This is a genomic window from Rhodococcus sp. RCBS9 (genome assembly GCF_029457415.1).
Classification (GTDB): domain Bacteria; phylum Actinomycetota; class Actinomycetes; order Mycobacteriales; family Mycobacteriaceae; genus Rhodococcus_F; species Rhodococcus_F qingshengii.
The window spans coordinates 1506708-1519412 of record NZ_CP120422.1; the positions used below are offsets into that span (position 1 = coordinate 1506708).

General features: G+C 62.1%; 13 protein-coding genes. 5 read left to right on the plus strand and 8 right to left on the minus strand.

Annotated features, from left to right (window positions below):
- Positions 1-4: 4 nt before the first annotated feature.
- A complete protein-coding gene (locus P0M12_RS07155; RefSeq protein ID WP_277377553.1) occupies positions 5-1549 on the plus strand; it encodes an MFS transporter in 1545 nt (514 codons plus the stop codon).
- Here the strand turns inward: P0M12_RS07155 and P0M12_RS07160 are convergent.
- Entirely contained in the window at positions 1537-2049 is a 513-nt protein-coding gene (locus P0M12_RS07160; RefSeq protein WP_003939810.1) for an Lrp/AsnC family transcriptional regulator, read from the minus strand. The two genes, P0M12_RS07155 and P0M12_RS07160, sit on opposite strands and share 13 nt — an antisense overlap.
- 195 nt (positions 2050-2244) lie before the next feature.
- Here P0M12_RS07160 and hppD point away from each other — a divergent pair, with 195 nt between their 5' ends.
- Positions 2245-3450: a 4-hydroxyphenylpyruvate dioxygenase gene (gene hppD, locus P0M12_RS07165; protein WP_007732631.1), complete on the plus strand. Its 1206-nt coding sequence runs from the start codon at positions 2245-2247 to the stop codon at positions 3448-3450.
- Between the two features lie 6 nt (positions 3451-3456).
- On the opposite strand, the gene P0M12_RS07170 is transcribed toward hppD, so the two are convergent.
- From P0M12_RS07170 to P0M12_RS07190, 5 genes are all read right to left on the minus strand, one after another.
- Positions 3457-4107, minus strand: a complete 651-nt coding sequence (locus tag P0M12_RS07170) for an NUDIX hydrolase (RefSeq protein ID WP_020909123.1) — start codon at positions 4105-4107, stop codon at positions 3457-3459.
- Positions 4104-5390: an adenylosuccinate synthetase gene (locus P0M12_RS07175; RefSeq protein ID WP_277377912.1), complete on the minus strand. Its 1287-nt coding sequence runs from the start codon at positions 5388-5390 to the stop codon at positions 4104-4106. Before P0M12_RS07175 ends, P0M12_RS07170 begins: the two co-directional genes overlap by 4 nt.
- Before the next feature lie 12 nt (positions 5391-5402).
- Entirely contained in the window at positions 5403-6389 is a 987-nt protein-coding gene (locus tag P0M12_RS07180) for a hypothetical protein (RefSeq protein ID WP_277377554.1), read from the minus strand.
- Between the two features lie 5 nt (positions 6390-6394).
- A complete protein-coding gene (locus P0M12_RS07185) occupies positions 6395-7426 on the minus strand; it encodes a hypothetical protein (RefSeq protein ID WP_003939712.1) in 1032 nt (343 codons plus the stop codon).
- 84 nt (positions 7427-7510) lie between these two features.
- Complete coding sequence (locus tag P0M12_RS07190; protein ID WP_064687711.1) at positions 7511-8410, minus strand: LysR family transcriptional regulator; 900 nt, start codon at positions 8408-8410, stop codon at positions 7511-7513.
- Positions 8411-8598: 188 nt separating this feature from the next.
- Between P0M12_RS07190 and P0M12_RS07195 the strand changes: the two genes are divergently transcribed.
- Both P0M12_RS07195 and P0M12_RS07200 read left to right on the plus strand, forming a co-directional pair.
- Positions 8599-9237, plus strand: coding sequence for a hypothetical protein (locus tag P0M12_RS07195; protein WP_007732640.1), 639 nt, complete (start codon positions 8599-8601; stop codon positions 9235-9237).
- A complete protein-coding gene (locus P0M12_RS07200) occupies positions 9234-10010 on the plus strand; it encodes an SDR family NAD(P)-dependent oxidoreductase (protein ID WP_007732641.1) in 777 nt (258 codons plus the stop codon). The genes P0M12_RS07195 and P0M12_RS07200 overlap by 4 nt, the downstream gene beginning before the upstream one ends.
- A gap of 15 nt (positions 10011-10025) precedes the next feature.
- On the opposite strand, the gene P0M12_RS07205 is transcribed toward P0M12_RS07200, so the two are convergent.
- A complete protein-coding gene (locus P0M12_RS07205) occupies positions 10026-10787 on the minus strand; it encodes an SDR family oxidoreductase (protein ID WP_058226566.1) in 762 nt (253 codons plus the stop codon).
- 198 nt (positions 10788-10985) lie between these two features.
- Here P0M12_RS07205 and P0M12_RS07210 point away from each other — a divergent pair, with 198 nt between their 5' ends.
- Entirely contained in the window at positions 10986-11762 is a 777-nt protein-coding gene (locus tag P0M12_RS07210) for an SDR family oxidoreductase (RefSeq protein ID WP_054187449.1), read from the plus strand.
- Between the two features lie 110 nt (positions 11763-11872).
- Here the strand turns inward: P0M12_RS07210 and P0M12_RS07215 are convergent, their stop codons facing one another.
- On the minus strand, positions 11873-12694 hold the full coding sequence (locus tag P0M12_RS07215) for a MaoC/PaaZ C-terminal domain-containing protein (protein ID WP_007732645.1): 822 nt from the start codon (positions 12692-12694) through the stop codon (positions 11873-11875).
- Between the last annotated feature and the right edge of the window lie 11 nt (positions 12695-12705).

The following is a 12705-nucleotide window of genomic DNA, read 5'->3' on the forward strand; positions in this document are numbered from 1 at the left end:
ACTGATGGTCTTGTTTCTATCGGGAGGTTTCGTGAGTAGCGATACGACGCTCGAACAGTCCACGTGGACCATCCGACAGATCTGGATGCTGACGGTCGCGTGCTGCGCCGTCGCGCTGGTCGTCGCAGCGATGGCCGCGCTCAACACGGCCCTTCCCGACTTGGCCCGCGATACCGGTGCAACACAGAGCCAGCTCACGTGGATCGTGGACGGGTATACGCTCACGCTGGCTTGTCTCTTGTTGCCGGCGGGCGCACTCGGCGATCGATACGGTCGACGAGAACTGCTCATGTTCGGACTACTCGTTTTTGCTGCCGGCTCGTCGATTCCGGTCTTCGCGGACGAACCGTCGTGGGTCATCGTCTCCCGCGTGATCTCCGGCGTCGGCGCCGCGTTTGTCATGCCGGCGACGCTGTCTCTACTCACTGCAGGTTTCCCGCCGGCGCAGCGTGCCCGCGCCGTCGGAGTCTGGTCCGGCGTCGCAGGGTCCGGTGCAATCGCCGGACTTGTCGTCTCCGGGTTGCTCCTCGAAAAATGGTCGTGGCATTCGATATTCGTCAGCCTGGCCGTCGTCTCAGTTCTCATCCTCGTGGTGTCGTTCACGATCGTGACGTCGAAGGACACGGAGGCAACTCCACTCGATCTACCTGGTACAGCGCTGATCGCCGGCTCGATCGGGCTGTTTGTCCTGGGGATGATCGAGGCGCCGGCCCGTGGTTGGCTCGATCCGGTAGTTCTCGCGTTGCTGGTCGGCGGAATTGCCATGGCCGCGGTATTCAGCTGGGTCGAATTACGTACTCGCCATCCACTTCTGGACGTGAGACTGTTCGCCAATCGCGCATTCGGCAGCGGCGCAGCGTCACTGACCCTGCAATTCCTGGCGACTTTCGGCTTGTTCTTCCTGATCGTGCAGTATCTCCAACTTGTGCTCGACTACTCCCCCCTGCAATCGGCGCTCGCCCTGATGCCGATCACTGTGCCGGTGATGGCGCTGTCCGTGGTTGCTCCCCTACTGATTCCGCGTATCGGCCTTCGCGCTCTCACCGCCACCGGGGTTGCCTTCCTCGGAACCGGAATTGCACTCCTGACGCGCTTGGATGCCAGTTCGACCTATGCCGAAGTCTGTGTTCCCTTGGTAGTGGCCGCCATTGGATTGGGTTTGTCGACAACCCCCGCCACTGCTGCCATCGTCTCCAACGCACCGGACTCCAAACAGGGGGTTGCCTCAGCAGTCAACGACGCAACCCGTGAGATCGGCTCCGCCATCGGCGTTGCACTGGCGGGAAGTATCCTCGCCGCCGGCTACGGAAATCACGTCCAGCCCGCGGTCGACTTGCTACCCGAACCGGCCAAGGAGCCGGTATCCGGTTCTCTGGCCGCCGCTCTCCACGTCGCCGAAGCAGCCGGGCCGCAGGGCGCCCAGTTGGCCGAATTCGCCCGTGAAGCCTTCATCAAAGGCATGGATCAAGGAGCACTCACGCTCGCTGCGATCATGTGGGTATCCGCGATCGTTCTGGGATTCTGGGCTCCGGGTCGTCAGCGAGACTGACCGCCTCGTCGGTACGCCGGGGCCTTGGTCGTCTGCTCCGACTGCAGAGTCTGCAGGAGGGGCATCGACCGGAGCGGCACCACAACCGAGAGAACCATGACGCTGGTCGACCGGGTGGCTATCCCCGACCGATTCAGTTCGAGCAGCGTCGCTTGCAAATCCTCGTGCGACGCAGCGGCAATCCGGCACAGCACGTCGCCGGAGCCGGTGGTGGCAAAGGCTTCGAGCACACCGGGGATTGCCTCGAGTTCCGCTGTGACGGTGTCGAGCGCCCCCTGAGCGATCTGCAAAGTCACGAATGCCTGTACTCCGAAACCCGCTGCAGCCAAGTTGATGTGCGGAGCATACCCGGCGATCACTCCGGCATCTTCCATCCTTTTCAATCTCGCCTGCACTGTCGCCCGCGCAACCTTGACCTGACGCGAAAGCTCCAACGCACCGGCTCTCGGGTGCTTGTTCATCGCGTCCAACAGAGCCAGATCCACTGCGTCGAGATTCACGTCTGCTCCACTCGTCGTTCAACTATGCAAATTGCCTACAAAACAGTGCCACCATCTTCGCATTCCGGCGCTGTGTCTACTTTCAACTACCTCCGTTGACTACCCAACCTCTGAAGGACTTATCTGTTTGTACTGGCAGTGCCGAACATGACTCGCGCACCGCGCTGTGTACATCGCACTCAGAGGGGACTCATCATGACCGTCGAACAGACTCTCACCGACGACGAACAGCTGGCCGGCCTGGATCTGGAGCAATTGCGCCAGTTGGTCGGCTTGGTCGAGTACGACAGCGATCACGATCCCTTCCCCGTGAGCGGTTGGGACGGCCTCGAATGGATCGTCGGAAATGCCACGCAGACTTCACATTTCTTCCAGTCCGCATTCGGCATGGAATTGGTGGCCTATTCAGGCCCGTCGACGGGAAACCGCGACCACCACGCGTTTGTACTCAAAAGCGGGGCCGTGCGGTTTGTCGTCAAGGGCGCTGTGGATCCGGCAAGTCCGCTGATCGAACATCACAGCCGTCACGGCGACGGTATCCGCGACATCGCGCTCAGCGTCCCCGACGTGGACAAGTGCATCGCACACGCCATCACCCAAGGCGCGACAGTGTTGAGCGAACCGCACGACGTCACCGACGAGCACGGCACCGTTCGCCTGGCCAGCATCGCGACGTACGGCGAGACTCGGCACACCCTCGTCGACCGTTCCCGCTACACCGGCCCTTACCTTCCCGGATACGTCGAACGGACGTCGTCGTACCGCAAGCGTGACGGCGCGCCCAAGCGAATCTTCCAGGCCCTCGACCACGTCGTCGGCAATGTCGAACTCGGCAAGATGGACCAGTGGGTCGACTTCTACAACCGGGTCATGGGATTCACCAACATGGCCGAGTTCGTGGGCGGCGACATAGCCACCGACTACTCCGCGCTGATGAGCAAGGTCGTCTCGAGCGGCAATCACCGAGTCAAGTTCCCACTCAACGAACCTGCCATCGCGAAGAAGCGGTCACAGATCGACGAGTACCTCGAGTTCTACCAAGGTCCCGGCGCTCAGCATCTCGCACTTGCGACCAACGACATCCTCGGAGCAGTCGATGCTCTGGTCGACGAAGGAATCGAGTTTCTCTCTACTCCTGCTTCGTATTACGAGGATCCCGAATTGCGCGCGCGTATCGGAGAGGTTCGAGTTCCGATCGAGGAATTGCAGAAGCGAGGCATCCTCGTCGACCGCGACGAGGACGGCTATCTTCTTCAGATCTTCACCAAGCCGATCGGAGATCGTCCCACCGTGTTCTTCGAGATCATCGAACGCCACGGCTCACTGGGATTCGGACTGGGAAACTTCAAAGCCCTGTTCGAAGCGATCGAGCGTGAGCAGGCCGCGCGGGGCAACTTCTGAGGTAGGTCAGCTGTTTTCGGTCCACGCCCAGACCACCGCGGGTCGCCCGGTGGCACTGACCCGGACTCGTTCGTCCGTACGTTCCAGCCCTGGCAACGCTTTGAGCGTCCGGTTCAAATTGCCCGGGTCCGGACGCACACCGGAAAGCTCCTCCGCCACGGCCAGCGCGTACGACGCCGGAAACGACGGACCCAGTAATGCCCGCGTGAATGCCTGATCTCGCCACAACAGGGTGTCAGCAAGGATCGGGCGGGTATCGGCGACTATCCGATTGTGGTCGAACGCAAGGTCCCCCGGGTTGTCCCAGCTCACCCATTCGGCCGAACCCGGCACCTCGTCCGACGAGATCACTGCCCACATGGTCACCGAGAGCGTCGGACCGCGGGGGTCTCGATTGGGTTCGTCGAACACGGTCAATTGACCGCTGACGAGGATCTTCTCGTCGGGAATTCCGAGCTTGGTGGTCACGGCTCGCCTGGCGGCGTCCTGCAACCGCTCACCGGCGCCCAGCAGTACACCGGGCAGCGCCAACTGCCCGGTGTACGGCTCCGCTTGCCGCGGAGTGACGGCAAATCGCAACATCCCGGGTTCCGGATTGCCGAACCGGAGCGCGATGACATCGATCGAGACAAGTGACTGGTCCACACCGTCCATCATGCAGGCACTGGGCAGCGCACCTGACGATCGACCCGGTCCGCACCGTTCGCGGTCAGCACTACCGGCGCACCCATTTCCTCGCTCAGATACCGGGCGAAATCCTCCGGGTCGGCCGGAAGTTCCTTCGGCACGACCCCTACGGCTTTCAGGGAATCTGTCAGCGCCTGCTGGTGATCGAGATCCTTCCACTCTCCGACGGGAACGAACGGCAATCCTTCGTACGCGTGCACCCCGTGGATCGGGATGCCTGCAGCCCGCGCGCGATCCATCGCATCGAGATGAGTAAGCGCCAAACCGTCGACGCCACCGCTCACCTCGATTGCGTAGTGCAACAACAACTCGTCGAAGTGGCCCGTCCGGAATCCGCCTTGATACTCACCCGTCCCGTTGTGCAGCTCGGGCAACACCTTCGCCAACTCCGGATCCTCCGTCGGGAAGGGCCCAGCTCCGTGTCGTGTCATGTAGGTGCGGGTGACGCCGAGTACGTAACTGTCCCGGCCCAACTCGTCGATCATTGCTCGCGCGTTGGACGGCTCGACCGTCGACCACGTGGTGTGTGGGTGAAACCCCCGCCACTCGTCGAGAAGGACACCTTGTGCCCCCTCGAATACCAGGCGACCACCGGCACCCAACGCGCCCAGCGCATCCGGGTCGGCGATGTCCACGACGTCACCGAATTCCGCGTACATGTCGACCATGTCGTCGATCGGCGGAAAACCGTGGCGACTCTCCGCGATCAACGGTCCGTAGAATGTGGCCAACGCCGACAACTTACGACGCAAGGAGTCAGGTCGCCGGCAGTCTCCCACCGTAGGCGCATTCGCAACTTCGAGCGCATACGCCGCGGTCTCACCGATCCCCTTGCCACACGAGCCGTGTCGGTTACCGCCGCGAACATCCTCACGGGCCCTGTTGGCGGCCACGTGAATCGGCGTCGTCAACAATGCGCGCGCGTCGATCCGTATCAAATCGAACGGATTTCGAACTCCGAGCGCTTCCAGAGCACGCGCCTCCCGGGCGAGCGCGATGGGCTCGACCAACACGAATCTCGAGAGAAACGTCGGGACGCCGGACAGCGTTCCCGAACCGAACTGCGAAAACGTGTGGTGGCGCTCGCCGACCGTCACGTTGTGCGCTGCCTGTGCGCCACCGTTGAACCGGACCACTGCGGCCACACCCAAATCGGCTTGGTCGGAGCAAAGCCAATCGACGGTTGCTCCCTTCCCCGCATCTCCGAACCCGAGGTCTACGACGACGATATCGCGGTCTTCGAACGGCTCCATCATGCTCTCCTTCTATGCGAAATCAACATCGTCCGTATCGGTTCCGAGATCGTGGGGCAACCCGGCCACCGTCGCGGTGCTGCGCCCTGGGATCACAGCGAGAGCCTTGCCGACGGTCTCGGATTCAGCTCTTGAACCGATGTCGCGGAGATCCGCCAGTCCGTCACGCAGGTCGATGCGGTCCTCACCGATTCCGACCGTCAGCGCGATCAGTTCGCACACCGCAGCGGGGTCGTCGAGTTTGACGAAGCGTTCACCGAGCAACTTCTTCCAGTGATCCGCGATTTCCGGATCGTTGAAGTACGACGACTGATCTGGCAGAACGAAGTAGACATTCCATCTTTCTTCGAGTTCACGGTAGATCGACGAGACCGATACGTCCTGACGTACCTTGTCGCCGATCACCGAACGGATGTGACGAGCCGAGAGCCGCGGCTTGTTCAGCTCGTCGCCGATGATGAAGAGGTAGCCTTTCCTTCCGCGCTTCTCCCAGGCATCCGTACTGGTGTGGCGCGCCATGAAATATGCTGCCAATTCATAGCTTTCCGACTTCTGTCCACCACCGTTGCCCTCGAGGAAGATGGTCCGAAGCTGCTCGTCCATCGCGTTACCCGACTCGAACTGGCCGACTTGTAGTGGCACCTGATCGGAATCGGCGTCGCCGATACCACCGAACAGAATCTGCGGATCATCCGCGTATCCCTTGCGTTGCAGCAGCCCGTGCAGCTTTCCGAGCTTGTCCTGCATGATTCGAGGAACAGCGCCCATCGAGCCGGTGACATCGAAAAGCACTGCTATCGGGAGAGAATCGGGGTGCCCGGCCGAGTCTCGGCATTCACGCTTGTCGACGCCGAAGGGGTCGAGGGTCGGGTCCGCTTTCCAACTGCTTCGCGGACGCGACCGAAGCGAATCGGTGTAACCGAAATCGTCGACACCGCGTGCGGCACGAAAAGTCTTGCCCGCCAAATAGGTGTTGTCGTCCCAGTATCCGTAGCCCATGACAATCACTGTCCTTTCGTGGATGGAACGGCGAACGGACGAAATGTCCGCTGGCCATAGAGAAGATCGAGGAGTTCGTCGAACTCACCCAGTAGGTCGACCGCGTCGGGACGCAATCTCGGGTTGTCCTGCATGCAGCCGTCGGCAAACACCTTCATCCGTTCGTGGGTCTGCTCGCCCAGCATTCGGAGCATCAAATGATGAGCCATGTAGACGTCCCAGGCCGGAGACGCTCCTTCGCCGAGTTCCGGTGGGTACGAATCACGATCGGAACCGATCGTCGCCACCGGGCGGCTGCCCGTACGGGTGCCAAAGGACCAGCCGACCAGCACCACCCCGTGCCGATCAGGCTCGATCAGCACGTTCTCCGCGGTAATCGCGGTGTGCACCCAACCAGTCGCATGCGCTGCTGCCAGAGCCCGAAGTAGCCGTCGGTGCATCCACGCCCAGTCCCGTGGATCGAGGCCACCTGGATACGCCTCACGGACGTCGGCGAGACTCACAAAACCTTCGGTCAGATCGTCCAACACATCGATCTGACGTCTCGTGCCGCTGCCCACATGGGTGATTTGATCGATCAATCGCGGGAAGTACGAGACTGCCCAACCGGCTTCGCACGAATTCTCGATGTCCGTCAACACATTCCGTTCGGCCTCGATCATCGAGTTCGCCCGAGGGTCTCGCGGAATCTTCAGTACGACACCGGCATCGGACCGGTACAGGTTAGCGACCGAGCCGCGCGCTACCAGTCCACCCAACGTGTACTCGCCCCGCTCGCCGACATAAACGGGCCGAGAATCTGCCGGCTCGAACTCCGCTGTCCAACTGCGGTATAGCTCGTTCAACCGAGATGTTGCGGCCGAGTATCGCACCCGATCTTCGGGCTTCGCCCGGTCCGGATGAATGGCTGAGGCGAGCCGATGAAAACGACGCTTTGCAGCGCGACGGGTGTCGAGATCGCTGGAGTCTCCCCCGAAGACATCGGCCGAAACTCGTGCTGCCTCGACGATTTCAAGTGCCGTGCTGATCGTTTTCATGGTTTTAGTCTAACCGACTAAAACGAAGACGGCAAGAATGCATATTCCATCCGAGTACATGCGCATCACATCAGGACACGGCAATCACCTGTCGGCACCGAGGGCTGAAACAGCTTTGCGTAGCTCGATCACCGCCGGACTGCTGTCGCCCTCACGGGTACACAGATCGATCGAACACTGCTCGATATCGGAAATGCGCACGAAACTGATATCCGAGCGGGTGTAGTACTCGGCAATGGTTGCTGCCGTTATCACCACCGCCCGACCGTTGGCGACAACCTCGAGCGCTTCGTCCATCGTGCGGACAGAGGGACCGTACCGGACGGGTACACCACTGGGGCGCGGGTCCACCGACCACCATTTCACCCATTCGGGTGGCGCACCGTCACTCGAAACCTGCACAGTCCCATCTATTTCAGAAATCTCGATACTCGTACGGCCCGCCAGTCGGTGTCCTCGAGGCAGGGCCACCACCCGCGGTTCGACGCCGATCCGTTCGAGCACCACACCGTCGAGCACCGGCAGTGGAGGGCGCACGAAGGCGGCATCGACGGTCGCGCTCGCCACCGCGGAAACCTGTTGGGACCAGTCCAATTGGACCAGCTCCACCTCCGCATGCAACGAATCGATCACCGCACGTCCCAAACTTCCGGCCGCCCCGTTGATGAATCCGATCCGCAACCGCCTGGCCCGCCGACGCTCGAGTGCGTCGAGCCCGTTCATCGCGCGGACGGCGAACTCGAGAGCGGGCCGTGCATCCGCGACGAACACCTCACCCGCGGCGGTGAGCACCACCGGGTGCGAACTGCGATCGATCAACTCGGTTCCCACCTGCTCCTCGAGTCGACGAATCTGCTGACTGAGAGCAGGCGCCGTGACGAACAACCGGTCTGCCGCTCGTCCGAAGTGCCCTTCCGCCACGACGACGAGCAACGAGGACACCAACCGCAGATTCAGATCTTCACCTCTTCTCGCCTTTTTCATTACCGTCCATTCGGTTGTCTTAGGCCGCCGTTCGCCAGCAAAGTGATGACCATCACGGTATCTGAACAGCGGAGTTAAGCAAACCGGCAATTGTCGAACGAAGTTCTACATGTACAGCGAATGCCACGTCAGGTCACAGTTGTCGCAGATCCGGACAGCCCGCCGAATCCGCGAAACCAGGAGATGTGATGAGCAAGTACGAGCACGAATTCGTCCACATGATGGATGGCGTCGAAAAGCAATTGGAAACCATCGACAATCCGCGGCACCAGAAGATCCTCCGAAACTACCGGCGCCACGCATTGCTCGAGGTCTCCGGTCGTTACAAGGAAATCCTCTCGCCCGACATGACCGTCGAAGAACCCGTCTACCGGTTGTTCGAAGACGGACAGTCGATTGTTCTGGACGGCATGGACGCCGTCACCAACTTCTACCAGTCACTCGCCGAGACGGACACCCTTGTCATGTGGACCGGACAGTCCGACTTCGCGGTCTCCGACAGCGGATTCTCGGGTGAGACTCTCTTCAGTCAATTCGTCCCAGGATCGATTCTGGGAGACGGGGTGTTCGGCGCGGTGCACGAATCGGGTGGATCCACCCCCGCAGCCCCCGAACAGTCGTCGGACATCGACCCCGACGGTTGGTATCTCGTGCGTCGGACCTTGGCATTTGTCTGGCCGTACGACGAGCAGGGGCGACTCATCGGTGAGCATGTCTACGAAGATTCTGCTTCGAAAGTCGTGACCAAGGTGGACCCGAGCGAAGTCATCACGGCGGCGCGCGCAGCCGAACTGCTTGCCCCACTGCTCGAAACGCACCTGCCGTGAGCGCGCCCGTAGCCATTGTCACCGGCGCAGCTGCCGGGTTGGGCGCCGCTATTGCCGAGCGCCTTGCGGAGGACTTCGGCACCCTGCTTCTCCTCGACATCGAAGAGGCCGCACTCGCCGACACCGCAGCACGCCTGGAAAGCCTTGGCGTAGCAGTCCACACGGCACGATGCGATGTTCGACGTGAAGGTGACGTCAAGAACGCCTTCGACGTGGCTGCATCGGCCGGAAGCCCGACTGCACTCGTCAACGGCGCCGGAATCGGCGTCTTCACTCCGTTCCTCGAGATCACCGAAGACCAGTGGGACAACACCTTTGCGGTGAACACCAAGGGCAGCTTCCTGATGTGCCGCGAATTCGTGAGCAGAACCGAGGGTCCGGCAGCGATCGTCAACATCGCGTCGATCGGTGCCCGCTTGGGCGGTGACATGCTCGCGCACTACGGACCGTCGAAGGCCGCCGTGATCGAGATGAGTCACAGCGTCGCCCGGATCGGTGCGACTCGAGGACTTCGCTCGAATACGGTCATGCCCGGCCTGATCCTCACCGACATGTGGCTTCGAACCATCAAGGAACTGCGTCGACGCGATCCCTCGCTCACAGATGTTTCCGATGCTGACGTCTTCGATTCTTTTGTCGCACAGATGGTTCCGATGGGTCGAGCTCAGACGCCCGGAGACATCGCCGAGATGGTCGCCTTCTTGCTCAGTGACAAGGCTCGCAACGTCACCGGCCAGACGATTGCCGTCGACGGCGGCGCCGTGATGACCTGATCGGGTCGATGGCGGTCAGCCCCAGCGCGACTGGCCGCCGTCGAGCGGGATCGTGGCACCCGTGAGGTACCCGGCGTCTTCGCTGACGAGGAAGACGACGGCACGACCGATGTCGGTCTCGGGGTCTCCGACGCGTCCCAGCGGAATACCTGCGACAAATGCCGCTGCCTCTTCGGGATTCTTGTCCATCCACCACTGCAACGCGGGAGTCTTGGCGTGCGGGGCAACATTGAGAACGCGAATGTTGTCCTTGCCCCATTCACAGGCCGCAGCGCGGGTCAACGAGCGCATGCCTTCTTTGATGGAACCGTAAGCGCCGTAGTTACTGGCATCCCAGCGCACCGCCGCCGAGGTGACCATGTTGATGATGACGCCACCGCCACGACTGTTCATGTGGGGGTACGACGCCTGCATCATGCGCAGGGTGGCGAGCGGCCCCGTCGCGAAGGAACGCTCGAAGTCTTCGTCGAGCACGCTCGAGAGTGGGCCGGGCTTGCAGTCGTTGGCGTTGTTGACCAGGATGTCGATTCCGCCGAACAGTTCGACGGTACGGTCCACGGCGTCGGTGATGTCGTCCTTCTTGCTGACGTCGCAGACCACCGCCTCACCGCGCGCACCGATGTCAGCCAGTAGTCCGCACGTGGTGTGCAACTTGGATTCGGTGCGGCCGGCAACGGCGATCACGGCGCCCTCTTTGGCCAAGGCCAGGGCAATCCCCTGCCCGATTCCCTGACCCGCACCCGTGATGAGTGCAACTTTGCCTTCGAGCTTGCCCATGTGACTACTCCAATGTCTGTCGACGCAGAGGTCCCTTTGCGGGAGGGACCGGTCGATTCTGGTGACTGCCGCCGTTTGTCGTCTACACTCGACCTACAAAACAACCAAGCACTTGCTTGACCCTAAGGTGTGCGACCACGTCGCGTCAATCACATTGGGCGGCAATTCAGCTCGGCACCGCACCAGGAAGGCTCCACCGTGACACTGCCCAACCCCGTCGATTTCAGCGGACGCTCGGTGATCGTCACCGGCGGCACCAAAGGCATCGGCTACGTCATCGCCGAAACCTTCCTCGCCGCGGGTGCGAACGTGCTGGTCTGTGGCCGTAACGAGCCCGAAAACCTACCCACCGCCGACGGCCGTAGCGCAGCCTTTCGCGCCACTGACGTCCGCGATCCCGCCGACGCCGCAGCCCTCGTCCAGGATGCCGTCGAGCGCTTCGGCCGTCTGGACGTCCTGGTCAACAACGCCGGCGGCTCCCCCGATGCCGATGCTGCGACGGTGTCACCCCGCTTCGTCGAGAAGATCGTGGCCCTGAACCTGTTGGCACCCTTCAACGTTGCCCAGGCCGCAAATGCAGTGATGCAGACTCAGGACGACGGCGGTGCCATCATCAACATCGGCAGTGTCTCGGCGATCGACCCGCAGCCCGGAACCGCGGCGTACAGCGCAGCCAAGGCAGGCCTCCTCGTTCTGACCAAGGCATTGGCCCTCGAATGGGCGCCGAAGGTCCGGATCAACCACATCACCACCGGCCTGATCCGTACCGAGGCTGCCGCCGAGGTCTACGGCGCCGACGGCGGCGTTGCGGTCACCAGGACCATTCCGATGGAGCGCATGGCCGTGCCGGCCGATATCGCCAACTCCTGCCTGTTCCTGGCGAGCCCGCTCTCCTCGTACGTGAACGGCGCCGACATCGCCGTTCACGGCGGCGGTGAGTACCCGGCTCGCTACATGGCGACCCACCAGGATTGAAACAAATACGAAGCAGCCCCTGAGCGGATTCGCTCGGGGGCTGCTTCTTCGTGTGAACAACTGCGGGGCGCGACGAGGGGTCAAGCACCCCGCAGTTGAGTCTGGAGGGACTAGCGAGCGGAGAAGCTCACTCGTGCACCGGAAATCGCTACCTGATCACCCTTGGTGACCTGGAAGGCCAGGTCGTCGGGAGTTCCCCACGCAACGATGGACGGCGCCTCACCCGGATGGATCGCCGCAGCGAATCGACCTTCGAGACTGACAAGATCAGCCGGATGCACTCCGGCGACCCGAGCAAGCTCGAGTGTGCTGGCGGCCAACGTGCACAGGCCGTGCATGATCGGACGCGGCTGGTTGATCCGCGCCGCAGCCTGGGGATCGATGTGGATGTGGTGCTTGTCGCCCAGGAGCCGGTACATCGCCGTTTGGTTCTCCGCTGTGGTCAGCACACCGGTCAACGAAGGCTCGCCGGTCGGCTCCGCCGGACGTGAGGGTCCACGTTCTCCGCCGAATCCACCGGCACCGGGGGCAAAAAGTGACCAGGTCGCGACGAAGTATTCGCACTCCACCTTCACTTCGAACACGGCCGCTGCGCCCTTGTCCCACACCTCGCCGACCGAAGCCTTCAAGGTCACGTCACCGCTACGCGGAAGCGGAGCAAGCACTTTCAGCTCTTGCGAGCCGTGCAACGCCGTCGAGGTGTCGAAGGCGCCCGCCGAACCCAGAGCGTCGGGAGCCCACTGCGCCAGCGTCAGAGCAAAGGTCGGCAGTACCCGAAGCTGATCCTCGAAGACGAGGTCCAGCTCGGTCGCCTTGGCGCCCACGGCAAGTGCGTACAGGATCGCGTCGCGCTCGGTGTACGACACGGTGCGGGTCCCGAGATCGGCTCCACGCCAATCGCCGGCGGTCTTCGCAGCTTCCGAAGTTGTCACTGTCTTTTCCT